We start from the raw sequence: 23,231 nt of genomic DNA on the forward strand, positions 1-23,231 counted from the left end.
TACATTTCGTTTGACATTCGTTCTTATTTCGAAATAATCCCGCTACGGTTTCGTAAAAACCTAAAAATGCTGCAATGCGAAATCGCGGGAGGGCTTTGTGGACGCAATCCATGACATCTTCGTCATCGGTGGCGGCATCAATGGCTGCGGCATCGCCCGCGACGCCGTTGGGCGGGGCTTTTCGGTGTTTCTGGCTGAGATGAACGATCTTGCCAGCGGAACCTCCTCCGGTTCGACCAAGCTGATCCATGGTGGCCTGCGCTACCTCGAATTCTACGAGTTCCGACTTGTGCGCGAGGCACTGATGGAGCGCGAGGTTCTGTGGAAGAACGCGCCGCACATCATCTGGCCGATGCGCTTCGTGCTGCCCTACGCCAAGGGCCTGCGCCCGGCCTGGCTGATCCGGCTCGGCCTGTTCCTCTACGATCATATTGGTGGCCGCAAATTGCTGCCGGCGACCCGGACACTGGACATGTCCAAGGATCCGGCCGGCAAGCCGCTGAAGCCGCTGTTTCACAAGGCTTTCGAGTACTCGGACGGCTGGGTCAACGATGCCCGGCTGGTGGCGTTGAACGCGCGTGACGCCGCCGACCGCGGCGCCACCATCCGCACCCGCACGAAAGTCGTCGGGGCGCGGCGCGAAGGCGATCTGTGGGCGATCCGCGTGGAAGACGTGCAGACGGGAGAGGCAGAGGAGGTCAAGGCCCGGCTGCTGGTCAATGCCGCCGGTCCGTGGGTCGACCACGTCCTGTCGACCACTGTGGGCCAGAACGACGTGCACAATGTGCGCCTGGTGCAGGGCAGTCATATCGTCATCAAAAAGAAGTTCGATGATCCGCGCGCCTACTTCTTCCAGAACAAGGACGGGCGCATCATCTTCGCCATTCCCTACGAGGAAGAATTTACGCTGATCGGCACCACCGATCGCGACTATCCCGGCGATCCGCATGACGTGAAGATCAGCGACACCGAGATCGACTATCTCTGCGCGGCGGCGAGCGAATATTTTGCTGAAGCCGTGACGCGCCCCGACATCGTCTGGACCTATTCGGCCGTGCGCCCGCTCTACGACGACGGCGCTTCGAAGGCGCAGGAAGCGACCCGCGACTATGTGCTGAAAGCCGATGGCGGCGGGGGCAAGGCGCCGATCGTCAACGCTTTCGGCGGCAAGATCACCACCTACCGCCGGTTGTCGGAATCGATGCTGGAAAAGGTCGAAGGTTTTCTCGGCAAGCGCGGTAAGCCGTGGACGGCGAACGCGCCCTTGCCGGGCGGCGATTTCCCGGCCACCGGTTTCGACGTCCAGGTGGCGAAGCTGAAGAGCGCCTTTCCTTTCATCGACCAGCGCCTGGCGCGTCGGTTGACCCGGCTTTACGGCACGCGCGCGCAAGTGCTGCTCGGCCTCGCCAAGTCGAACGCCGATCTCGGCCGCAATTTCGGCGCCGATCTCTATGAGGCCGAGGTACGCTACCTCAGCGAAAACGAATGGGCGCTGACCGCCGAAGATGTATTGTGGCGTCGCACCAAGCGCGGTCTGCATCTCAGCCGGGAACAGGCGTCGGCGCTTGACGAATTCATGCGCGGCATCAGCCGGCGCCATGTCGCGGCAGCGGAATAGGGAAGGCGATTGATGCACAAAGCCTGGGAGGAGGCATCATGCTGGAACTGAGAAACGTGACGAAGATGGTCGGCGCGGTGGAGCATATCCGCGACGTGTCGCTGACGCTTCAGCACGGCTCGCTCAACGTTTTGCTCGGGCCGACACTGTCGGGCAAGACCAGCCTGATGCGGCTGATGGCCGGACTCGACGTGCCGACCACCGGTTCAGTCTGGTTCGACGGCCAGAATGTCACCGGCATGCCGGTGCAGCAGCGCAAGATCGCCATGGTCTATCAGCAGTTCATCAACTACCCCGCGATGACCGTCTACGAGAACATCGCCTCGCCGTTGCGCGTCGCCGGCACCGACCAGGCCAAGATCGACAAGGAAGTCCGCAACGCGGCAGGGCTTTTGAAGCTCACACCCTATCTCGACCGCACGCCGCTCAGCCTGTCCGGCGGCCAGCAGCAGCGTACGGCGCTGGCCCGCGCCATCGTCAAGAATGCCAGTCTGGTGCTGCTCGACGAGCCGCTCGCCAACCTCGACTACAAATTGCGCGAGGAGCTGCGCGCCGAACTGCCCAAGATATTTGCCGCCGCCGGCACTATTTTCGTCTACGCCACGACCGAGCCGCATGAAGCCTTGCTGCTCGGCGGCAATACGGCGACGCTGTCCGAGGGGCGGATCACCCAATTCGGGCCGACCATCGACGTCTTCCGCAAGCCGATCGACCTGGTGACGGCGAAAACCTTTGCCGATCCGCCGCTCAACACCATCGTGCTGGCCAAGAAAGGTCCCGATTTCCTTCTCGAGGGCGGCGTCAAGCTGCCGGTACCGGCCGAACTCGCCGGCATTTCCGACGCCAACTACACGATCGGCTTCCAGCCGCATCATCTGTCGCTCGAGCGGCCCAACGCTGCCGCCGTGCCGGTGCGCGCCAAGGTGACGATCACCGAGATCACCGGCTCGGAAAGCTTCATCCATCTCGATTTCGCCGATGCGCGCTGGGTCATGCTGACCCACGGCATCCGCGATTTCGAGCCCGACGCCGAGATCGAGGTGTTTATCGATCCGCGCCACATCATGGTCTTCGACAGCAACGGCAGCGCCGTCGCCGCGCCGAAGCTTGCGGCCTGAAGGGGAAGAAAGAGATGGCGCGCATCGACGTCAACCATGTCAGGCACTCCTACCTGCCCAACCCGCAGAAGGATGCCGATTTTGCGCTGCGGGAAGTGCACCACACTTTCGAGGATGGCGGCGCCTACGCGCTGCTTGGGCCTTCGGGTTGCGGCAAGACCACGCTGCTCAACATCATTTCGGGACTTCTGCAACCCTCGCACGGTGAGTTGCTGTTCAACGGCAAGGACGTCACCAATCTGTCGACGCAGGAGCGCAATATTGCGCAGGTGTTCCAATTCCCGGTCATCTACGACACCATGACGGTGTACGACAATCTGGCCTTCCCGCTGCGCAACCGCGGCGTGCCGGAGGCCGATGTCGACCGCAAGGTGCGCGAGACGTTGGAGATGATCGACCTGGCGTCGTGGGCGAAGAAGAAGGCGAGGGGCCTGACCGCCGACCAGAAGCAGAAGATCTCGCTCGGCCGCGGCCTAGTGCGCTCGGATGTCAATGCCATCCTGTTCGACGAACCGCTGACGGTCATCGATCCGCACATGAAGTGGGTGCTGCGCTCGCAATTGAAGCAACTTCACCGCCGCTTCGGCTACACCATGGTCTATGTCACCCATGACCAGACTGAGGCGCTGACCTTCGCCGACCAGGTCGTCGTCATGTATGATGGCGGTATCGTCCAGATCGGCACGCCGGCCGAATTGTTCGAGCGCCCGCGCCACACATTCGTCGGTTACTTCATCGGCTCGCCCGGCATGAACGTCATGCCGGTGGCGATCGACGGCAAGACCGCGACCATTGGCAGCCAACGCATCGAGCTGCCCGGCGCGCCAAAGACCGCCGCTGGGAGCTCCGGCGCCATCGAACTCGGCATCCGCCCCGAATATGTCAGGCTCGGCCGTGACGGCATGGCGGTTAAAATCAGCAAGGTCGAGGATCTCGGCCGCCACAAGGTGGTGCGCGCCAGCCTCGAAGGCCGCGAGATCGCTGCCGTCATCGGCGAGGACGAGAGCGTGCCGGCCGACCCAAAGGTTCGCTTCGATCCGGCCGGCATCAACATCTATGCCGATTCCTGGCTGGTTGAGATGGGGCGTGTCGAGATGGGGGCATAGATGGAAAAGACCTGGAACAACAAGGCCTGGTTCCTGGTGCTGCCGGTGCTGGTGCTGGTGGCGTTCTCGGCCGTCATTCCGCTGATGACGGTCGTCAACTATTCGGTGCAGGACACCTTCGGCAACAACGTCTTCTTCTGGGCAGGCACCCAGTGGTTCGAGGAACTGCTGTCGTCCAGCCGCTTCTGGGAAGCCATGGTGCGCAACCTGATCTTCTCCTTCATCATCCTGGCCATCGAAGTGCCGCTCGGCATCTTCATCGCGCTCAACATGCCGAAGAAGGGTTGGGGCGTGCCGGTCTGCCTGGTGCTTATGTCGTTGCCGCTGCTCATTCCGTGGAACGTCGTCGGCACCATCTGGCAGGTCTTCGGCCGCAACGACATCGGCCTGCTCGGCTACTACGTCAACGCGCTCGGCATCGACTACAATTACGTGCAGGATCCGTTCGACGCCTGGGTCACCATCATCATCATGGACGTCTGGCACTGGACCAGCCTTGTCGTGCTGCTCTGCTATGCCGGCCTGGTTTCGATCCCGGATGCCTTCTACCAGGCGGCCAAGATCGACGGCGCCTCGCGCTGGGCGGTGTTCCGTTATATCCAGCTGCCGAAGATGCAGCGTGTGCTTTTGATCGCCGTGCTGTTGCGCTTCATGGATAGCTTCATGATCTACACCGAGCCCTTCGTCGTCACCGGCGGCGGCCCCGGCAACTCGACCACCTTCCTGTCGATCGACCTCGTCAAGACCGCGCTCGGCCAGTTCGACCTCGGTCCGGCGGCCGCCATGTCGCTGGTCTACTTCCTGATCATCCTGTTGTTGTCGTGGGTGTTCTACACCGTGATGACCAACTACGACGCGGAGCGCTGAGATGAGCGGCGCCAACGAAAGAGCCGACAGAGTGAGTGAAACCACCGCTTCGGGAAAATTGGCGAGCACGCCTTCGCAGGATCAGGTCGCCCGGCTGATGCGCAAGCGCGGCGAGGAATCGCGCTGGTGGTGGATCGTGCCGACGATCTACATCATCGTGCTTCTGCTGCCGATCTACTGGCTCATCAACATGAGCTTCAAGACCAATGCCGAGATCGTCTCCTCGCTGACGCTCTATCCGCATCAGCCTACGATCGCCAACTACGTCACCATCTTTACCGACGCCTCCTGGTATTCGGGCTACATCAATTCGATCACCTATGTGGTGATGAACATGGTGATCTCGGTGGCCGCAGCGCTGCCGGCGGCCTACGCCTTTTCGCGCTACCGCTTCCTCGGCGACAAGCATCTGTTCTTCTGGCTGCTGACCAACCGCATGGCGCCGCCGGCGGTGTTCGCGCTGCCGTTCTTCCAGCTCTATTCGGCCTTCGGCCTGATCGACACCCACATCGCGGTGGCTCTGGCGCACTGCCTGTTCAACGTGCCGCTGGCGGTGTGGATCCTCGAAGGCTTCATGTCGGGCGTGCCCAAAGAGATCGACGAAACAGCCTATATCGACGGCTACTCCTTCCCGCGCTTCTTCGTCAGGATATTCATGCCGCTGATCGCCAGTGGCATCGGTGTCGCCTGCTTCTTCTGCTTCATGTTCTCATGGGTCGAACTTTTGATCGCCCGCACGCTGACCACCACTGACGCCAAGCCCATCGCCGCCACCATGACCCGCACCGTTTCGGCCGCCGGCATGGATTGGGGCCTGCTCGCCGCCGCCGGCGTGCTGACGCTGATCCCCGGCGCGCTCGTCATCTGGTTTGTCCGCAACTACATCGCCAAGGGCTTCGCCCTGGGGAGGGTGTGATGAAACAAAAGCACGGGTTCATCCTCACCACCACCGCCAAGGGCTTTGCCCTGGGGAGGGTGTCACCATGAATCTCGACCTCACCTGGATGGCGTGGACGTGGCCGACGGCGGCGTTCTTCGGCACCATTCTTCTGCTGCTGTGCGGCATGGCGTTTTGGGAATTTGCCTCGCCGGGCGGCAATCCGCGCGTCGGCATCCTGCGCTTCGAGACGACGCGCGGCGACCGTCTTTTTCTGTCGCTGCTTGGCAGCGCCTTTATCCATCTCGCTTGGCTGGGTCTTGTCGGATCCAACCTGTGGTGGGCTCTCGCTCTCTCCGTGGTCTACGCCGTCGGCGTGTTCCGCTACGTATAGAGGGGGAAACTGTTGGATCGACCGCGTGCCGGCGGCCGTTCCAGATCGCACTTGAAACCTAAATGTGGAGGAAACCTATGCGACGGCAATTTTTAACATCAACAACTGCCCTTGTCCTGTTGCTCGGGGTAGGCAACGCCTACGCCGGAATGGATGAGGCCAAGGCGTTTCTGGACAAGGAAATCGGCCCGCTGTCGACGCTCGACCGCGCCGGCCAGGAAGCAGAAATGCAGTGGTTCATCGATGCCGCGAAGCCTTTCGCCGGCATGGACATCAAGGTCGTGTCCGAAACCATCGCCACCCACCAGTATGAATCGCAGGTACTGGCGCCGGCCTTTACCGCCATCACCGGCATCAAGATCACGCATGACGTCATCCAGGAAGGCGACGTCGTCGAGAAGATCCAGACCCAGATGCAGACCGGCCAGAACCTCTATGACGGCTGGGTCAACGATTCCGACCTGATCGGCACCCACTGGCGCTACCAGCAGGTCCGCAACCTGACCGACTGGATGGCGGGCGAGGGCAAGGACGTTACCAATCCGAACCTCGACCTGAAGGATTTTATCGGCACCTCCTTCACCACCGCGCCGGATAAGAAGCTCTATCAGCTGCCCGACCAGCAGTTCGCCAACCTCTACTGGTTCCGTTACGACTGGTTCAACGACGAGAAGAACAAGGCCGACTTCAAGGCGAAATACGGCTACGACCTCGGCGTTCCCGTCAACTGGTCGGCCTATGAGGACATCGCCGAGTTCTTCACCGGCCGCGAGATCGACGGCAAGAAGGTCTATGGCCACATGGACTACGGCAAGAAGGACCCGTCGCTCGGCTGGCGGTTCACCGATGCCTGGCTGTCGATGGCCGGCAACGGCGACAAGGGCCTGCCGAACGGCCTGCCGGTCGACGAATGGGGCATCAAGGTCAACGAGAAATCACAGCCGGTCGGCTCCTGCACGGCGCGCGGCGGCGACACCAACGGCCCGGCTGCCGTCTACTCGATCCAGAAATACCTCGACTGGCTGAAGGCCTACGCTCCGGCCGAAGCCCAAGGCATGACCTTCTCCGAATCCGGCCCGGTGCCGGCACAGGGTGCGGTCGCGCAGCAGATATTCTGGTACACCGCCTTCACCGCTTCGATGGTCGACGCCGGCGCCAAGGCGGTGCTGAACGACGACGGTACGCCGAAGTGGCGCATGGCCCCGTCGCCGCATGGCGTCTACTGGAAGGACGGCATGAAGCTCGGCTATCAGGACGTGGGTTCCTGGACGCTGATGAAGTCGACGCCGACTGACCGGGCCAAGGCCGCCTGGCTCTACGCGCAGTTCGTGACCTCGAAGACGGTCGACGTGAAGAAGAGCCATGTCGGCTTGACCTTCATCCGCGAAAGCACGATCCACGACAAGAGCTTCACCGAACGTGCGCCGAAGCTCGGTGGTCTGATCGAGTTCTACCGCTCGCCGGCCCGCGTTCAGTGGTCGCCGACCGGCACCAACGTGCCCGATTATCCGAAGCTGGCACAGCTCTGGTGGCAGGCGATCGGCGATGCCTCGTCCGGCGCCAAGACGGCGCAGGAAGCCATGGACTCGCTCTGCGCCGAGCAGGAAAAAGTCATGACCCGCATCGAGAAGTCGGGCGTCCAGGGCGATATCGGCCCGAAGATGGCCGAAGAGCATGACCTCGCCTACTGGAACGCCGACGCGGTCAAGAACGGCAATCTCGCGCCTCAGCTGAAGATCGAGAACGAGAAGGAAAAGCCGATCACCATCAACTACGACGAACTGGTGAAGAGCTGGCAGAAGTAATCTTGGCGTACGCGCCAGGATCATAGTGAACGGGGAGGCGGCATCTTGCCGTCTCCCCTGTTTGTATAGGCGAGCTACCGGGAGGACTAATGACCGGATACATCCTTGCAATCGACCAGGGTACGACATCGACCAGGGCGATCCTGTTCGACGGCGCGATGAAGGTCGCCGGCAGCAAGCAGCAGGAATTCACGCAGCATTATCCTGCCTCCGGCTGGGTGGAGCATGATCCGGAAGAGATCTGGGCAAGCGTCGTCGCGACGGTCAAAGGCGCGCTGAAGGCCGCCGGCCGCGAGGCCTCGGATGTGGCGGCGATCGGCATCACCAACCAGCGCGAAACCGTCGTCATCTGGGACAAGGCGACCGGCAAGCCGATCCACAATGCCATCGTCTGGCAGGACCGCCGCACCGCGCCGCTGTGCCAGAAGCTGAAAAAACACGGCCTGGAGAAAAAGTTCACCAAAAAGACCGGCCTGCTGCTCGATCCCTATTTCTCCGGCACCAAGATCGCCTGGATGCTGGACAAGGTAAACGGTGCGAGAAAGCGCGCCGAAAAGGGCGAACTGCTCGCCGGCACTATCGACAGTTTTTTGATCTGGCGGCTGACCGGCGGCAAGGTGCATGCGACGGATGCCACCAACGCCTCGCGCACGCTGGTCTATAACATCGAGAAAAATGTCTGGGACGACGAGCTGCTCTCCATCCTGCGCATCCCGGTGGCGATGCTGCCTGAGGTCAAGGATTGCGCCGACGACTACGGCGTGACGGAAAAAAGCCTGTTTGGCGCCGAAATCAAAATCCTTGGCGTGGCCGGCGATCAGCACGCAGCGACCATCGGCCAGGCCTGTTTCGAGCCAGGCATGATGAAATCGACCTATGGCACCGGCTGCTTTGCGCTGCTCAACACCGGCGCCGATCTGGTGCGCTCGAAGAACCGGCTGTTGACCACCATCGCCTATCGGCTGAACGGCAAGACCACCTATGCCTTGGAAGGCTCGATCTTCATCGCCGGTGCCGCCGTGCAATGGCTGCGCGACGGCATCAAGGTGATCGGCAAGGCCGAGCATAGCGGCGTTTTGGCTGCAACCGCCGACCCCACGCAGAACGTCTATCTGGTGCCGGCTTTCGTCGGTCTCGGCGCGCCGCATTGGGACGCCGAAGCGCGTGGCGCGATCTTCGGGCTGACGCGCAACTCAGGCCCGGCGGAGTTTGCCCGCGCGGCGCTTGAATCCGTCGCCTACCAGACGCGCGATCTCCTCGACGCCATGCGCAAGGACTGGAAGGGGGCATCGGCCAAAACCGTGCTTCGCGTCGACGGCGGCATGGTGGCCTCCGACTGGACCATGCAGCGGCTGGCCGATATCCTCGATGCCCCGGTCGATCGCCCGACCATTCTGGAGACGACGGCGCTGGGCGCAGCGTGGCTTGCCGGCTCGAAGGCGGGTGTGTTGCCGAAGGCGAAGGATTTTGCCAGGAGTTGGGCGCTCGAGCGCCGCTTCAAGCCGGACATGGATGCCACGGTGCGTTCGGCAAAACTGGCCGGCTGGCGCGATGCGGTGCGCCGGACGCTGAGCGCGTCCTGATTTCGCACTTAAGACCAAGTCCGCGAAAAGACGAAGCCCGCGCCCGTTGCCGGCGCAGGCTCCGTCCTACCCTAACTTCGCGCTAAACACATCAATAGGGCGAATTACACTGCCGCCGAGGGCCGTAGTTGGGCTGGAATGTGTTGTCCGAGGCGCGGTAGGAGCGATAGCGGTCGTAGCACCACTGCACATGCGCATCGCCGCCGTAAACGCGGTTGTTCTCGCTGTTGACGATCGCACCGGTGATCAAAGCGCCGGTGGCGAAGGCAGCCAGCGGGAACCAGTAGTCGCCGTGACGGCGATAGCCGCGGTGATATTCGCGATAGCCGCGATGGCCATTCCAATAGCTGCCGCCATCATTGTTGCGCGAGAACTGGCGGCCTACGCGGAAATCGCGATTGCCGGAATTGCGATTGCCATGGCGCATCCACCGCCAGTTGTCATGACGAGAATCGCCCACATTCACGATGTCGGACGAAGTTGCTGATGACTGGGGCACGAACATCTGGGTGGCATTGGCCGGCATAGCGGCGGCCGCAGCAAACGAAATTGACAGGGTGGTCGCCAGTAGACCCGTTGCGATCTTGTTCATGATCTTCTCCTTGAAGGGTGGTTGACGTCCCTTGTGAGACGAAAACGGCCCGCTCGTGCGATGGTTCCCACCAAAACAGTAAGTTGCTGATTTGTAATGTTTCTCGAATGTGGCGCGTGAGAAAAGGCGCGTCTCGCGCGCCAACAGATCGACGCGGCGACCACGTTGCGGGAGCGGCTCACCGGACTGGTGACGACGCAATTTGCGGCGCGTCGGGCGATGGCTGAAACCCCGGTGGAACGGCCATCTTTTTCCGGTTGACCGGTCGCGGCACTCTCCCTATGTTCCGCGCAATTTCGAGGGCGGCCTTTAGAGCCCGCGGGAGCGCGTAGCTCAGCCGGTAGAGCAACTGACTTTTAATCAGTAGGTCTCGGGTTCGAACCCCGACGCGCTCACCAGAAATATTTCGTGCGGAAGTTGCTCGCTGTCAGCAGCCCCCATCGCCGCCTACAATCGCCGCCCGGTCTTGACGTCGAACAGATGAGCGCAGGCGCGGTCGATCTCGATGCGCATCTGCTCGCCCTGTTTCAGTGCCAGCCGCTCGCGGAAAAGGCAGGAGATTTCTTCTCCGGCGCAGTCGACCCGGGCAAAGATTTCCGAACCCGTTGCTTCCAGAAGCACGATCGTGCCGGGGATTCCTTTGGCGGTCGTCGCACGGATATGTTCGGGGCGAATGCCGTAGATGAGGTCGCGGCCGGGTATGTTTGCCAGGTCGCTGCCTTCCGGCAACGGCAAGATCAGTCCACCGGCGCTGCGGAAAACACCTTCCTCGACATGGCCGCGAATGAAATTCATCGCCGGCGAGCCGATGAAGCCGGCAACGAAGAGGTCGGCCGGGCGATCGTAGAGATCGAGCGGCGCGCCGATCTGCTCGACAAGGCCGTCATGCAGCACGACGATCTTGTCGGCCATGGTCATGGCCTCGATCTGGTCGTGGGTGACGTAGATGGTGGTGGTTCCCAGCCGCTGGTGCAGCGCCTTGATCTCGCCGCGCATCTGCACTCGCAATTTGGCGTCGAGATTGGACAGCGGCTCGTCGAACAGGAACACCTGCGGGTCGCGCACGATGGCGCGGCCCATGGCGACGCGCTGGCGCTGGCCGCCGGAAAGCTGACGCGGATAGCGGTCGAGCAGCTTGTCCAGGCCGAGAATGCTGGCGGCCCTGCCGACGCGGCCGGCGGTGTCGGCCGGATCGGCTTTCTTGATCTTCAGGGCAAAGCCCATATTGTCGGCCACCGTCATATGCGGATAGAGCGCGTAGTTCTGGAACACCATGGCGATGTTTCGGTCGCGCGCCCTGAGATTGTTGACGACGCGATCGCCGATGGCGATCCTGCCGCCCGAGATCGTTTCCAGTCCGGCAATCATGCGCAGCAGCGTCGACTTTCCGCAGCCCGACGGCCCGACCAGGATGACGAATTCGCCATCGGCGATGTCGACGCTGACATCGTGGATGATCTTGGCGGCTCCGAAAGCCTTCTGAACGTTGTTGATTGTTACCGATGCCATTGGATTTCTCCCGGAAATGAGTGATGTCGGGGCCGTGCCTCAGCCGCCCTTGACGGCGCCTGCGGTCAGCCCGGCGACGATCTGCCTTTGCGCGAACAGGGTCAGCACCAGCACCGGCAGCGTCACCACAAGTGCTGCGGCGGCGAGCGGACCCCAGCTCACCTGCTCGTAGGAAAGCATGTTGTAGACGGCGACCGGCAGCGTGCGGGTCTCGCGGCTGGCGAGCACAATACCGAAGACGAAATTGTTCCATGAGAAGATGATCGACAGGATGAAGGCGACGACAATGCCCGGCTTGGCGATGGGCAAGGCGACCAGCCGGAACACCTGCCAGGAACTGGCGCCATCGATGTTGGCCGCTTCTTCCAGCTCCATCGGCGTGGTCTCGAAATAGCCGATCATCACCCAGACCACGATCGGCACCGTCACCACCAGATGGATGATGATCTGCGGCCACAGCGTGCCGAGAATGCCGACCCACTGGAACAGCAGGAACAGCGGAATGAGATAGGAAAGCCCCGGCGTCATGCGGGCGATCATGATGACCACCGCCGAGCGTTCGGCCTTGAGCCGCGCGATGCCATAGCCGGCCGGCACGCCGATCAGCAGCGCCAGCAACGTTGCCGTGCCCGTCACCAGAACCGAATTCCAGAAATAGAGCAGGAAATTGTTCTCCTCGAATACCTTCACATAGTTCGACCAGGCGAGATGTTCCGGGATCAGGATCGGCGGGTATGCACCGTTGTCGATCTCGAACTTCAGCGACAGCGAGACCATCCAGAGGAAGAACAGGATCGCCGGCGAGACGAAGACCAGAGCCGCGAAAAACAGCCCGATCCGGTTGAGCAGCCGTGAACTCATCTATTTGCCCTCCACCCCGATCCATTGGGAGCGCTGGCGGAGCATCAGCAGGATGAAGGACAGCGCGACGATGACGATGAAGAACACCACGGCCATGGCCGAGCCATAGCCGATGTCGTAGTAGGAGAAGGCGGTGTTGTAGAGATAGATGTTGATGGTTTCCGAGGCCGTGCCCGGTCCGCCCTGGGTCATGGCATAGATGATGTCAAAACTTTTCAGCGCATCGATAGTGCGGATGATCATCGCGATCATCAGGAACGGCGCGATCATCGGCAAGGTGAGATAGCGGAATTGCTGCCAGGCGTTGGCGCCATCGATCTCGGCGCTCTCGAAGGGCTCGCGCGGCACGGAGGCCAAGCCGCCCAGCACGATCAGCATCACCAGCGGCGTCCACTGCCAGGTCTCGACCGCAACCAGGGACGGGATGACCGTCCTGGCATTAAAGATCCATTCCTGCGCCGGGATGCCGACCAGCGACAACAGATAGTTGAGCACGCCAAGCTGGGGATGGAACATCATCGTCCAGACCAGCGCCACGGCGACTGGCGTTGCCATCATCGGCATGACGAAGACGCCGCGCAACAGGCCGCGCAGCGGAAATTTGGCGTCGAAGATCAGCGCCGCGACAGTGCCAAGGAACATCGGCGCCGCGACCGAAAGCGCCGTGTAGGTCAGCGTATGGAAAAGCGATTCCCAGAAGCGTTGGTCGACGGCCAGCCGCAGGTAATTTTCCATCCCGGCAAAGCTTCGCGCCTGGCCGAGGGTCCAGCGGTTGACGCTCATCCACAGTGTGAAGGCCCAGGGAAAGACGATCACGGCGCCGACGACGACGAGCGCCGGGACGACGAAAGGCCAGTAGTTGGGAGCCAGACGGATGGTCTGGCCCCCTTCGATGGCTTGCGTCGTCACCCCGGTGCGTTCTGGGGTGATGGCGGACATCAGCCTTGCTCGCTCCGGTCGAGCACCGGCTGAAACTGCTCGGTGGCCTTCTTCAGTTCCTCCGCCGGATCGGCGCCGGCGATCAGATTGGTCAGCGCCACGCCATAGATGTCGCGGAACTCAGTGACCGGAATGATGACCGGCAGCGACAGCCGGCTGACATTGCCCGAGCCGACCACGGCATCGAGCCAGCTCGCCGGCATGGTGACGCCTTCGCGCACCTTGGGATCTTCCAGCACCGACTTGCGGAACGGCACGCCGGCACCCGCCTGCAGCAGGCGCGCGCCCATGGCGGGCGAAATCGCCCACTGGCAGAAGAGGTAGGCGGCCTCCTTCTTCTCGCTGGCGGCCGTCACGCCGAGGCCGTCGCCAAAGGTGCCGGCGGCATGCGCCTTGGGCCCCTTGGGCATGACGCCGTAGCCGACCTTGCCGACCACTCGTGACTTTTCCGGGTTTTCCATCGGCGGGGCAAAGCCGACGCCATCGAACCACATGCCGATCTTGCCTTGCAGGAAGGCGGACTGGGCTTCGGCCCAGTTGAATCCGGTGACGCCTGGAGGCGCCGACTTGGTCATCAGCCGCTGGTAGAGGCTGGCGGCCTCGACCGCCTCGGGCGAGGTCGTGCGCAGCTTGCCCTTATCATCGAGCGGCGTCATGTCGTAGCCGAGCATCAGCGACGTCCACACCGGCGTGTTGGCGTTTTTCAGGCCGCGGGCGACAAAGCCGTAGGTGTTGGTCGACGGATCGGTCAGCGTTTCGGCGGCGGCCACCAGCTGCTCGAACGTCTCGGGGTATTTGAGGCCCTTGGCCTCGAACAATTCCTTGTTCCAGTAGACGATCCAGTAATCCACCGAGAACGGCAGCGAGCGCAGCACGCCCTGGCCGTCCTTGGCAAACAGCATGCCGGCATCGGCGAAATCGATTTCCACCAGCGCAGGATCGGTCAGGGTCGGGTCAGCGAGATAGCCTGATATGTCGGCCAGCCAGTCGCCCTTTTCGAACTGGCGCTTCTGCACGTGGTAGCTCAGATGCACGACGTCGAAGCTCGGTTTGCCGGAGCTCAGCTCGATCACCGTCTTCTGGCGCTGCTGCTGTTCCGGTGTCGCTTCGGCATTGACCTTGATCCCGGTCAGTTCCTCGAACTCGGCGATGTATTTTATCAGCGTGTCGCTGCGCGGGCTTTTCACCAGATTGACGTCAAGCGTCGTTCCCGCAAAGCGCTTCCAGTCGACGCCGGCGGCAAAGCTTGGGCGAACGCCCGCAAAGCTGGCGGCGGCAAGCGCCGCGGTTCCCTGGAGGAGTTGCCTCCTGGTTGGGTTGAACAGATTGGATGACATTTTCTTCCTCCCGGTGTTGTCGTTGTTGATTGCGCCACAGCGACCGCGGCGCGGCTCATGCTTCCTCAGATTTGCAGCGCCAGCCGGCGCGCCTTTTCGATATGCTGGCTGATGGCCTCGACCGCCTTCCCAGGATCGCGGCTCTGCATCGCATCGATCACCGCCAGGTGCTCGCGCATGACCGGCACGACGCGCCCGTCGATACGGAACCGCTCCTGGTGGATCAGGCGGATCTTCACCGAATTCACCAGATAGGCCTTGGCGATGATCTCGTTGCCCAGCGCATCGATGAACGTGTCGTGCATGGCCCAGTCGATGGTCTGCGCCTTGGCCTCCATCTCCGGCGTCGGGGTTTGCGCCAGCGCCTGGGCAAGCATGTCCTCATGCTCGCGCCGCAAGCGGGCAAGCTCGGCATCGGAGGCGCTTACCGTAAACAGCGCCACCGCTTCACGCTCCATGAACAGGCGGAACTGAAAGGCCTCGCGGATCAGGCTGATGTCTATATGGGCGATCTGCATGCCGCGCTGCGGGATGGTCGTCAGCAGTCCTTCCGCCTCGAGACGCGGCACGATCTCGCGAATGGCGCCGAGCGGCAGTCCGGTGAAGGCAACCAGCTCACGTTGCGACACGAACTGGCCCGGCTTGAAGTCGCGCGCCAGCAAGTGCCGCGTGAAGCTGGCATAGGCCTTCTCCCTGAGGGTGGTCGGTTCGTTGCCGTCTTCCATTTCGGCGCGCTTCCCTTTGCCGGTCAGGCCGGTTCCCTGGCAAACAGGCTGTCATAGGCTGCGGCAAGCTGCTGCTGCCCTTGCAACGCAATCGGCTCCAGCGGCGGACGGACCGCCAGCCAGCGCTCGTCGCCGGTCTTGCGCGCCACCATGACCTTTACCGCGGGGGTGACCGGATATTTCAGCAATTCGAGCACAAAACTTTCGACGCGAGGATCGTCGCGCCCGTCCTCGGCCATGGCGCGGATTTCGCCCGGGACGAAATTGGCCATGCCCGAGATTGCGCCTTGAGCACCCAGTCGCACCGCACGCGCCAGATGCCTTTCATCGCCGATCAGGATCACCAGATCGCCATAGGCGGCAAGCAGCGCCTCGCTGTAGCTCCAATTTCCACCGGAATCCTTGACCCCGGCGACCACGTCGGGAAAAGCAGTGCGCAACCGGCCGATCAGGCCAAGCGAAAGCTGCACCATGGTAACCGAAGGGATGTTGTAGAGCAGCACGTCACGGGCGAGGGGGCCGAGCGCGGCAAAGACGGCGGAGAACCAGCCGAAAAGGCCCTCCTCGCCGACATTCTTGAAGTAGCTCGGCGGGGCCAGCAGAATGTTTCGGGCGCCTCGCTGCAAGGCATGCTGTGCCTGTTCGGCGGCGTCTTCGGCGGCGTCGACCAGCACGCCGGCAACGAGTTGATGCGGCAAGATTCCAGCAGCCAGCATGGCTTCGGTCACCGACCGCCGCTCCGTCGTGCCCACCGACGCGCCTTCCCCTGTGGTGCCGAAAAGCGTCACGCTGCCGCAACCCTGCGCCAGGCAACTTTTGGCCTGAGCGATCATGGGAGCGGTGGCGATCTGCCCGCGGGCATCGAAAGGCGTGGCGAGAGCGGCCGAAAGGCCAAAGCGTGATGTCACCGGAAGGTCTCCGAAGTAGGTGTGTATGCCGTGCTAGCACACTAACATGTTAGTCGTAAATTGGGGTGGTGCGCTTTTTTAACGGCGGAGGGCCTTCACAGGTTCGAAGCCCATGGCGGATCGAGACCATTGGCGAAACAGCAGGATGGTCCAGTGTTCGGGCGCGGAGCGGCAGCTCCAAGCTTGTCCCCATTCCAGTCGATGGCTAAACTCAGCCTTCCCAGGGGAGGTTCTGACATGACACTTCAGCTTTCGGCGGATGCTGTCGCTCCTAAGGCGGCGGCGCCTCAAAAATACCTCTTCGGCCCGGTCGCCGATTTCCTCATGCTGGGCGGCAGCGCCTTTCTCATCCTGCCGGTGCTGTTTCTCGTTCCGCTCGAATATGAAGGTCCGGTGGCCGCAACGATGGTCTTCGTGGCCTATCTCGTGAACTATCCCCACTTCGCCCACTCCTACCAGCTCTTCTACCGCAATTTCGGGCGCAAGGTGACGGGCGACGGCTACGACAGGAGCCTGCAGCTCCGCTACATCTTCGCGGGCATTGTCGTGCCCCTGGTCATGGCCGGGTTCTTTGCCTATGGCGCCGCGGCGGCGAACACGCGCCTGCTCGGCTATGCCACCAACGCCATGTTCTTTTTCGTCGGTTGGCACTACGTCAAGCAGGGCTACGGCATGCTGATGGTGGATGCGGTGCTGAAGCGCAAATTCTTCGACGACCGCGACAAGAAGGTGCTGCTGGTGAACTCCTATGCGGTGTGGATCCTGGCATGGCTGCAGACGAATACGGCGGTCACCCAGGGCAAATATTATGGCCTGGACTATTACACATTCGCGGCCCCTTCCTGGGTCACCAACATCGCCATGCTGGCGGCCGTTGCGTCGACGGCGGCCACGCTCTTGATGCTGGTCAATCGTTGGCGGAAGAACGGCGGCGGCCTGCCCTATAACGGTTTGGTGGCCTATGTGGCGTCGCTCTATCTCTGGATCCTGATTGCGCGCGTAAACCCGCTTTGGCTGCTGATCGTGCCCGCGCTCCACTCGCTGCAGTATCTCGCCGTGGTCTGGCGCTACCAGACGAACGTCGAGCGCGACAGTTCCGATGCCGAAAGCGATCCGCAGCCGAAAATCCTGTCCTTTCTTGGCCCTCTCTACAGGTTTCGGCTCCTCGGCTTCATCGTCGGCGGCACGGCCCTTGGCTATCTCGGCTTCTGGCTGATCCCATCCGCGCTGACGGCTTTGATTCCCTATGACAGGCAAGTCCTGGGGTCATCCCTGTTCTTCTTCATCGTGCTCATCTTCATCAATGTGCACCATTATTTTCTGGACAATGTGATGTGGCGCCGTGGCAATCCGGAGGTATCGAAGTATCTGTTCCGCTGACTGATGCGCAGACTGTCGAGCCCGGTTTTCGTCAGCTGTCGAGTATGCCATCGCGAGCGTGATCGTCAGTGCAACGGAGAGCCCTGGAATGGCGGAGTGCTTTTCCGAGAGCCGCCTGGAAAATACCCTGCGGTGGCATCTGTACCGCCGTTGGCGCCGCCGGCGTGCCATCGATCATGAAGATGGACATTGAGGGCAGCGAAGCCGAATGCCTCGAAGCATCCCGCGAAGCTGGGCTGCAAGACGCTATCGGCGCCATTCTGGTTGAAACGCACGACCGGGTGTCGCCAGACATAGCGCGTCGGGTGGAGCGCATTCGCCAGCGCATCGCCCAGGAAACATCCGAAACATCAATCTGGAATGGATCTGACTGCGCGCCGTCGTTGCCCGGCAACCGACGGCCCCAGTTTGCTTGATCGGCTAACTTTAGGACAACCCGACCAGGGAAAGCGCCTTGCGCCGGACCCGCTTTGCCAGCAGGCGCGCGAGTTCTGCCGTCGACTGGATTGGCGGCTCGACATAAACCGGGACCTCGACCACCACGGTCTCTCGTTCCGGCGTCGTTTGGTGCGGACGGAAACATTGCGTGGCGTTTTTGCCGCACGTGGATCGGGAAATGCTAGGCCGGCTTGCGCTATAGGACGTTTTCCGGCAATGGAAACGCAACATCGGGGCGCTGGCGTAGAAATGATTGATGGATTGCGTGTGGCGGTGATCATGCCCGCCTATAATGCGTCGGCTACACTGGAGAAGACCTACTTCGCCTTGCCGATGCAATTGATCGACGACGTTATTCTCACGGACGATCTCTCGAAGGACGATACTGTCGGCATTTCGCGACAGCTCGGCATTCACACAATCGAGCATTCGATCAACAAGGGCTACGGTGGCAATCAGAAGACTTGTTACGATGCGGCGCTGCAGCGCGATGCCGATATCGTCGTGATGCTTCATCCCGATTATCAATATTCGCCCAGGTTGGTGCCGGCCATTGCCTCGATGGTCGCCTCTGGCGAGTATGATTACGTCTTTGGTTCGCGCATCTTGGGCAAGGGTGCCCTGCGCGGCGGCATGCCGGTCTATAAATATATCGCCAATCGCTTTCTGACCCTGGTTCAAAACATCCTGATCGGTCAGAAAATGTCGGAGTTTCACACTGGCTTTCGGTGCTGGAGCCGGAAAGCGTTGACCGAGATTCCTTATCACCGGTGCTCGGACGACTTTGTGTTCGACAATGAGATGGTCTGCCAGGCCGTCTATCTCGGCCTGCGTGGTGGCGAGATGTCCTGTCCGACGAGATACTTCCCGGAGGCGTCGTCGATCAACTTTCGGCGTAGCGTCGTCTATGGCTTGGGTGTCTTGAAAACCGCGGCGAAGTTTCGCCTCAGCAAACTGGGCATTCGACAAGATCCGTTATTCGTCGGGAGCAATATCTGATGAGGCGTCGGACACGAATGGCCCTCGGTGTGGCGGGCCTTGCGATGGTTCTCGTCCCCGCGGCGCTGTCGGGCTATCTCGACGATATCTTGCGGATCGCCAAAGCGAGCGTTCAGCAGACAGGGCTGTTTGGTTTCGTTGCGCTGGTCGTGATGCAGTTTCTAGTGGCCGCCACCGGCATATTGCCGGCGTCCCTGCTCGGGATCGCAGGCGGAGCGGTTTACGGATTCGCCGGTGGATCGGCAATGGCGCTCGTCGGGACTTTGGCCGGCGGCATCGTCGGCTACTACGTAGGCCGAAAGGGTCTCCAAAACGTTCCTTTTACCAACACGAAAATTGTTGGCGGCCTCGACAAGGTCAAACAGTTCCTTGCCGCTGACGGCTGGCGATCGGTTTTTCTGATCCGCCTGTCACCGGTCGTTCCCTTTGCCGCCACAAGCATTGCGCTGGGCGCGAGTGGAATTCGCCTCGCCGACTACGTGATAGGAACCGCAGCGTCGCTTCCCGCCCTTTTTGGTTATGTCTATGTCGGTTCATTGCTCGGCAATGCGGCGTCTCTCGAATCGCCTGAGTTTCACCAGGTTTTTTTGCTGATGCTGGCGGGAGGCGTTATTGCAGGCGCGACGTTGGTCGGCAGGTTCGTCATGTATAAGCACAATTCCGAAACAACCTGATGTGCTTGTTAGCAGTGGTATTCTCCACAGTCCGGTAGCTGCACTCCGCCTGCTCCGGGGTAATTTACAAGCGTTTGCGACGGTGACGTGAGATGGGTCGTTGCCTGCGAGGACCAACTGGTGTGGGACGGTGTGAAGAACAAGCCTTCGACCATGGCGTTGTAGTCTCGATTTGCGAGGACCGCGCATAGGCAAATAGCAACCGCCGCGACCCTTGTAACCAACCTCCACGAAGACGCCCAAATCGCCAGAACGATCAGAAGTGTTGCGACTGGCGCGAAGTAATACCTGAAGCCAGATCCTGATTGGAGCAGTGACTCGGCACCTCCGACGGCGAGAATCGCAGTAGCCGAAAATTGCAGCGCAACGATCGGGACGAGCAGCAGGATGGGCTGGCGGCGGGCGAGGAAAACTGCAGCTCCAAGCACGCCAAGGAAGACGATGGCAGCTGCTATCAGTTCAAGCGTACCCGGTGTCAAGTTGCTGAAAAACAAGGCCGGCCAAAGGATCGCACCACCCACCTTGAGCAGGAACAGGTCCGGCAAGCTTGCAAAACCGAGGAACGTGAACGGCCGTACGGCCAAGCCGGTATTCGTTGCCGGCAACAGTGCGCAGCCGATCTGCGTCGCCAATCCAGGAATAGACCAAACCAGAGGTCGGACAAGATAAGGCTGCCGTAGCACAAAGCCGGCAGCCGCCCATATGATAAGCGCGAAAGCTGCGGGGGTTCCTGTGAACGGCAGCACTAGAAGAAGACCGATATGAACGCGATTGAGCGGCTGTTTGAACGCTAACGACCCAAAAACAAGCGCGGCATAAACAGGTCCCCAGCCTTTGATGTGCAGTGCCGTTCCGAATGTTTCCGATGCAGTGACGCAATAGAGCGCGGTCGCAACCGCCAACAGGATTCCGGTTCGCCACGATATCGATTGCGTTGTGCCGGCGACAACAAATGGAAACAGCAAAGCCACCAGAAGACCGGAGCCGGTGTCAACGACCGGCCACCACTGAAGTCCGGCCGACACCGCAACGGCTGAAGATAGGTTTGCCGCTAGATCGTAGTAATTGCTTGCCGGGTTGAACAGAGCGGCTAACGGACCGTTCGCATAGGCATAGCCGAAGTACAGAGGGCCAATTTCAGCCCAAACCCTGTAGAAAGTAAGCAACGCCGGGGCTCTTGCCGCGACCAGGATCGCAAACAGTATCCCTGCGACGATGGTACACTCGGTCTTGCCCCTGGGGGATAACGAATCGTCTGCCCGGACATAAAGGAAGCTCAACCCTGCAAAGGCGAGAAACTCAACCAAAGTAAATGCACTGAACGGTGTCGACATCTGCCCCCCGGCTGGATGGCGTGGCGCCCCACGCGGTCTGGGGCGGTGATACAGACGGGATGGCGAAGAGTAAATGGCTACTTTTGCTACCCGCTCAGCGGCGCTCCAGACAGCCCGAAGACGAATTCTGCGGAGCTAGATCAAGTCCAGGATGTTCGGGTCGCCGCGCTCTGCCCGGAAGCGGTCTGCCCATTCGAGGTTTGATGCATCCCTTTGCAGCTCAACGGTCACGTTGCCGGGGTCCAGCTTGGAGGGCGGCTTCAGGCCCATCAGCTCGGCGACCTGACTGACGGCGTGGCGAGGGTCCTCGATCATTGTCTCGTATTCGAACCGCAAGGGCTCGATACCGGTGCGCGCAAAGAACATCTCCCAGCGGGCTCGTTCACGAGCAAGGGCGTTGAGCTGGCTCTGGATCAGTCCAGCGTCGAAGACCGGCTTCTGGGCCATCGGTTGGCTCGATCGGTATTGTCCTGTCTGCAGCGCGCGTGCCCAGGAAATCGCTTGGCCAAGCAAGTCGCGTCTGGTGAGCAGCACGAAGCGAAGATTGGGAAGGGCATCGACCCAGTTCACCTCGCCCGAAATCCAGTCGTGCTGGTGGGCAAATAACTTCAAGCCGTAGATGCCGTTGGGAGTGGCGCCCATGGTAAGGATTTTCCAGACCTGGCCGGCGATATCCTTGGGGTAGTCCGGGTCATCGAAATAGCGCCGCCCGCCCCAATTGAAATATTCCAGCGGATGTCCGAGCAGGCCCGTGCCGCTCAGATGCTGGCACAAGAAATTGCTGCCGGATCGTGGCGAGGTGCAGATGCTGTAGCCACTCAATTTATCGCGGTCCAAGCCGTCGAGCCCTGTCAATGTCCGACCCCTTTACGCGCCCGAAGGAGAAGCTTTCTGATGAACAGGGGGATCATACCGTTGTACAGCCGCTTTATCTCGTCCATAAAATTTGAAAGGTTCGAAAGCTGTTCCTCCACCCGGCTCAGCACAGTCGGGTTGTCGCCCAGCGCGGCGGCGCGCGAGACAGCCTCGTCCAGAACAAGCTGCTGGGTTCTGGCGATCTGTTCGCCAAGCTTCTCCAAAACTCGCGAGTTTGCGTGGGACTGAGCCAGAAGCGTCGCCAATTCGGGCGCATCCGGCCAGCCGTGCAATTCTTTCACGATGTGAAACCATCTGCGGCGTGGATGCGAGACCCCGATCTCTTCGATCCACACGGCGGTCGCAAGCGCGCGCTCATCGGGATTCAGCCCCCTGTCGGATCGCAGCACCTGATCATAGATGCGCACATGTTCCTCGACAAAATACGCGTCGCCGGCCGCCTTCCGAAAATAGGTGGACACCGCCGCGGCATCGTTCGCATCGAAACCGGATATCGCGCCCAGAAGATTTTCGACCGTGGTCGGCTTGGTCAAAAGCCCAACGCCCAGATTGAAGCGACGCCATGCCTCCATGTTTGCGCTGCTGAGCAATCCCGCAAAACCGCGCGCGTCGCAAACCACGACGGAACAGCCGACCGCAGCTGCCTCGATGGCCATCCGGGCGGTTGCGAACACGATGTCGTAACCAAGCAGATCCTGTTCCAGCTGCTGCGAAAACCGCCCGGTGGCTGGACCTAGCTCATCCAGCTGGATGCCACTTCTCGCACAGGCCTCACGAACCGCCGCCTGGTGCTCGAAATTCTTGGTCAGCAGCAGGCCTCGCGCGGGTCTGGCGGGCAGCGGTGGGCGCTGTTTGAAGCGATTGAGATCGACCGCGTTGTAGACAAGGCTCATCTGGTCGGCCGGTATGCCCCTCGACAGGCATTTGGCTCGGCACGCCTCGTCGACCGCAATCCAATGGCGTATCTGGGGATGCAGCATCGGCGCTTCGACTTCAAAGAAGGCGCTGTGACAGGAAAATACCGCTGGCACGTCGGGAAACCTGGCGAGCGCAGTCAGGCAGGGCGTCAGATGCTGGGCGTGAATGACATCGGGCCTTTCGACGATCTCGGCAATCCGATCGACGACATGATGCCCGCGCCGACGCATTCTATCGGCCATGTCGCCCAGAGTGGGAGCCAGCAGCATGGTCTGATGGCCGGCGCCGCGAAGCCCGTCGGCCAACAGTTCGACGACCGCTTCCGATCCGCTGTTTCGCGACAGGGAGAGATTGGTGATAAGAATTCGCAACG

General features: G+C 61.3%; 22 protein-coding genes and 1 tRNA gene. 13 read left to right on the plus strand and 10 right to left on the minus strand.

All coding sequences use genetic code 11. The features are described from left to right. Positions 1 to 97 precede the first annotated feature (97 nt). The 8 genes from glpD to glpK all read left to right on the plus strand — a co-directional run bounded on the left by glpD (position 98) and on the right by glpK (position 9,368). Positions 98 to 1,618 (plus strand): glycerol-3-phosphate dehydrogenase, encoded by a 1,521-nt coding sequence (gene glpD, locus NLY36_RS31250; RefSeq protein ID WP_023696517.1) that lies wholly within the window; start codon positions 98 to 100, stop codon positions 1,616 to 1,618. A 38-nt stretch (positions 1,619 to 1,656) separates the two neighbouring features. Continuing rightward, positions 1,657 to 2,736 carry an ABC transporter ATP-binding protein gene (locus NLY36_RS31255; protein WP_023696518.1) on the plus strand — a complete coding sequence of 360 codons (1,080 nt, stop codon included), beginning with the start codon at positions 1,657 to 1,659 and terminating at the stop codon, positions 2,734 to 2,736. 14 nt (positions 2,737 to 2,750) lie between these two features. Continuing rightward, a complete protein-coding gene (locus tag NLY36_RS31260) occupies positions 2,751 to 3,842 on the plus strand; it encodes an ABC transporter ATP-binding protein (protein ID WP_023696519.1) in 1,092 nt (363 codons plus the stop codon). Beyond that, positions 3,843 to 4,709, plus strand: coding sequence for a carbohydrate ABC transporter permease (locus NLY36_RS31265; protein WP_023670975.1), 867 nt, complete (start codon positions 3,843 to 3,845; stop codon positions 4,707 to 4,709). A 1-nt stretch (position 4,710) separates the two neighbouring features. Continuing rightward, positions 4,711 to 5,625 (plus strand): carbohydrate ABC transporter permease, encoded by a 915-nt coding sequence (locus NLY36_RS31270; protein WP_023730146.1) that lies wholly within the window; start codon positions 4,711 to 4,713, stop codon positions 5,623 to 5,625. Positions 5,626 to 5,692: 67 nt separating this feature from the next. Beyond that, the gene (locus NLY36_RS31275) at positions 5,693 to 5,980 is read left to right on the plus strand and encodes a DUF2160 domain-containing protein (RefSeq protein ID WP_023670977.1); all 288 of its coding nucleotides are present in this window, start codon (positions 5,693 to 5,695) and stop codon (positions 5,978 to 5,980) included. A gap of 77 nt (positions 5,981 to 6,057) precedes the next feature. Continuing rightward, complete coding sequence (locus tag NLY36_RS31280; protein WP_023670978.1) at positions 6,058 to 7,785, plus strand: ABC transporter substrate-binding protein; 1,728 nt, start codon at positions 6,058 to 6,060, stop codon at positions 7,783 to 7,785. A gap of 89 nt (positions 7,786 to 7,874) precedes the next feature. Beyond that, a complete protein-coding gene (glpK, locus tag NLY36_RS31285) occupies positions 7,875 to 9,368 on the plus strand; it encodes a glycerol kinase GlpK (protein ID WP_023696520.1) in 1,494 nt (497 codons plus the stop codon). A gap of 91 nt (positions 9,369 to 9,459) precedes the next feature. On the opposite strand, the gene NLY36_RS31290 is transcribed toward glpK, so the two are convergent. Continuing rightward, on the minus strand, positions 9,460 to 9,960 hold the full coding sequence (locus NLY36_RS31290) for a BA14K family protein (protein WP_023736568.1): 501 nt from the start codon (positions 9,958 to 9,960) through the stop codon (positions 9,460 to 9,462). Positions 9,961 to 10,282: 322 nt separating this feature from the next. Between NLY36_RS31290 and NLY36_RS31295 the strand changes: the two genes are divergently transcribed. After that, a tRNA-Lys gene (locus NLY36_RS31295) sits at positions 10,283 to 10,358 on the plus strand. Between the two features lie 49 nt (positions 10,359 to 10,407). On the opposite strand, the gene NLY36_RS31300 is transcribed toward NLY36_RS31295, so the two are convergent. The 6 genes from NLY36_RS31300 to NLY36_RS31325 all read right to left on the minus strand — a co-directional run bounded on the left by NLY36_RS31300 (position 10,408) and on the right by NLY36_RS31325 (position 16,239). Continuing rightward, positions 10,408 to 11,469: an ABC transporter ATP-binding protein gene (locus NLY36_RS31300; protein WP_023736569.1), complete on the minus strand. Its 1,062-nt coding sequence runs from the start codon at positions 11,467 to 11,469 to the stop codon at positions 10,408 to 10,410. Between the two features lie 39 nt (positions 11,470 to 11,508). Next, positions 11,509 to 12,330, minus strand: coding sequence for a carbohydrate ABC transporter permease (locus NLY36_RS31305; protein ID WP_023684659.1), 822 nt, complete (start codon positions 12,328 to 12,330; stop codon positions 11,509 to 11,511). Next, on the minus strand, positions 12,331 to 13,269 hold the full coding sequence (locus NLY36_RS31310) for a carbohydrate ABC transporter permease (RefSeq protein ID WP_023670984.1): 939 nt from the start codon (positions 13,267 to 13,269) through the stop codon (positions 12,331 to 12,333). Beyond that, a complete protein-coding gene (locus NLY36_RS31315) occupies positions 13,269 to 14,606 on the minus strand; it encodes an ABC transporter substrate-binding protein (protein ID WP_023736570.1) in 1,338 nt (445 codons plus the stop codon). The genes NLY36_RS31310 and NLY36_RS31315 overlap by 1 nt, the downstream gene beginning before the upstream one ends. A 65-nt stretch (positions 14,607 to 14,671) precedes the next feature. Continuing rightward, on the minus strand, positions 14,672 to 15,331 hold the full coding sequence (locus NLY36_RS31320) for a GntR family transcriptional regulator (protein ID WP_023688610.1): 660 nt from the start codon (positions 15,329 to 15,331) through the stop codon (positions 14,672 to 14,674). A gap of 23 nt (positions 15,332 to 15,354) precedes the next feature. Next, positions 15,355 to 16,239: a dihydrodipicolinate synthase family protein gene (locus NLY36_RS31325; protein WP_023736571.1), complete on the minus strand. Its 885-nt coding sequence runs from the start codon at positions 16,237 to 16,239 to the stop codon at positions 15,355 to 15,357. Positions 16,240 to 16,476: 237 nt separating this feature from the next. Between NLY36_RS31325 and NLY36_RS31330 the strand changes: the two genes are divergently transcribed. The 4 genes from NLY36_RS31330 (at position 16,477) to NLY36_RS31345 (ending at position 19,730) form a co-directional block, all read left to right on the plus strand. Continuing rightward, entirely contained in the window at positions 16,477 to 17,619 is a 1,143-nt protein-coding gene (locus NLY36_RS31330) for a hypothetical protein (RefSeq protein ID WP_023712370.1), read from the plus strand. 176 nt (positions 17,620 to 17,795) lie between these two features. Beyond that, positions 17,796 to 18,035, plus strand: a complete 240-nt coding sequence (locus NLY36_RS31335) for a class I SAM-dependent methyltransferase (protein WP_023713238.1) — start codon at positions 17,796 to 17,798, stop codon at positions 18,033 to 18,035. 238 nt (positions 18,036 to 18,273) lie between these two features. Then, entirely contained in the window at positions 18,274 to 19,056 is a 783-nt protein-coding gene (locus tag NLY36_RS31340; RefSeq protein WP_198020860.1) for a glycosyltransferase family 2 protein, read from the plus strand. 17 nt (positions 19,057 to 19,073) lie between these two features. After that, positions 19,074 to 19,730, plus strand: a complete 657-nt coding sequence (locus tag NLY36_RS31345) for a TVP38/TMEM64 family protein (RefSeq protein ID WP_023712368.1) — start codon at positions 19,074 to 19,076, stop codon at positions 19,728 to 19,730. An 8-nt stretch (positions 19,731 to 19,738) separates the two neighbouring features. On the opposite strand, the gene NLY36_RS31350 is transcribed toward NLY36_RS31345, so the two are convergent. The 3 genes from NLY36_RS31350 to NLY36_RS31360 form a co-directional block, all read right to left on the minus strand. Further along, the gene (locus NLY36_RS31350) at positions 19,739 to 21,064 is read right to left on the minus strand and encodes a hypothetical protein (protein WP_156933248.1); all 1,326 of its coding nucleotides are present in this window, start codon (positions 21,062 to 21,064) and stop codon (positions 19,739 to 19,741) included. Between the two features lie 135 nt (positions 21,065 to 21,199). Next, a complete protein-coding gene (locus NLY36_RS31355) occupies positions 21,200 to 21,919 on the minus strand; it encodes a Stf0 family sulfotransferase (RefSeq protein ID WP_023688604.1) in 720 nt (239 codons plus the stop codon). Then, entirely contained in the window at positions 21,916 to 23,229 is a 1,314-nt protein-coding gene (locus NLY36_RS31360; RefSeq protein ID WP_023736572.1) for a glycosyltransferase, read from the minus strand. The genes NLY36_RS31355 and NLY36_RS31360 overlap by 4 nt, the downstream gene beginning before the upstream one ends. Positions 23,230 to 23,231: the final 2 nt, after the last annotated feature.

The organism is Mesorhizobium sp. C399B (genome assembly GCF_030323185.1).
GTDB lineage: Bacteria > Pseudomonadota > Alphaproteobacteria > Rhizobiales > Rhizobiaceae > Mesorhizobium.

Coding starts and splice junctions, on each gene's coding strand:
- glpK (WP_023696520.1), top strand. CDS start 7,875: ATGACCGGATACATCCTTGCAATCGACCAGGGTACGACATCGACCAGG.
- NLY36_RS31320 (WP_023688610.1), bottom strand. CDS start 15,331: ATGGAAGACGGCAACGAACCGACCACCCTCAGGGAGAAGGCCTATGCC.
- NLY36_RS31275 (WP_023670977.1), top strand. CDS start 5,693: ATGAATCTCGACCTCACCTGGATGGCGTGGACGTGGCCGACGGCGGCG.
- NLY36_RS31310 (WP_023670984.1), bottom strand. CDS start 13,269: ATGTCCGCCATCACCCCAGAACGCACCGGGGTGACGACGCAAGCCATC.
- NLY36_RS31330 (WP_023712370.1), top strand. CDS start 16,477: ATGACACTTCAGCTTTCGGCGGATGCTGTCGCTCCTAAGGCGGCGGCG.
- NLY36_RS31350 (WP_156933248.1), bottom strand. CDS start 21,064: ATGTCGACACCGTTCAGTGCATTTACTTTGGTTGAGTTTCTCGCCTTT.
- NLY36_RS31265 (WP_023670975.1), top strand. CDS start 3,843: ATGGAAAAGACCTGGAACAACAAGGCCTGGTTCCTGGTGCTGCCGGTG.
- NLY36_RS31270 (WP_023730146.1), top strand. CDS start 4,711: ATGAGCGGCGCCAACGAAAGAGCCGACAGAGTGAGTGAAACCACCGCT.
- NLY36_RS31335 (WP_023713238.1), top strand. CDS start 17,796: ATGAAGATGGACATTGAGGGCAGCGAAGCCGAATGCCTCGAAGCATCC.
- NLY36_RS31280 (WP_023670978.1), top strand. CDS start 6,058: ATGCGACGGCAATTTTTAACATCAACAACTGCCCTTGTCCTGTTGCTC.
- NLY36_RS31255 (WP_023696518.1), top strand. CDS start 1,657: ATGCTGGAACTGAGAAACGTGACGAAGATGGTCGGCGCGGTGGAGCAT.
- NLY36_RS31260 (WP_023696519.1), top strand. CDS start 2,751: ATGGCGCGCATCGACGTCAACCATGTCAGGCACTCCTACCTGCCCAAC.
- NLY36_RS31345 (WP_023712368.1), top strand. CDS start 19,074: ATGGCCCTCGGTGTGGCGGGCCTTGCGATGGTTCTCGTCCCCGCGGCG.
- NLY36_RS31290 (WP_023736568.1), bottom strand. CDS start 9,960: ATGAACAAGATCGCAACGGGTCTACTGGCGACCACCCTGTCAATTTCG.
- NLY36_RS31305 (WP_023684659.1), bottom strand. CDS start 12,330: ATGAGTTCACGGCTGCTCAACCGGATCGGGCTGTTTTTCGCGGCTCTG.
- NLY36_RS31300 (WP_023736569.1), bottom strand. CDS start 11,469: ATGGCATCGGTAACAATCAACAACGTTCAGAAGGCTTTCGGAGCCGCC.
- NLY36_RS31340 (WP_198020860.1), top strand. CDS start 18,274: ATGGAAACGCAACATCGGGGCGCTGGCGTAGAAATGATTGATGGATTG.
- NLY36_RS31315 (WP_023736570.1), bottom strand. CDS start 14,606: ATGTCATCCAATCTGTTCAACCCAACCAGGAGGCAACTCCTCCAGGGA.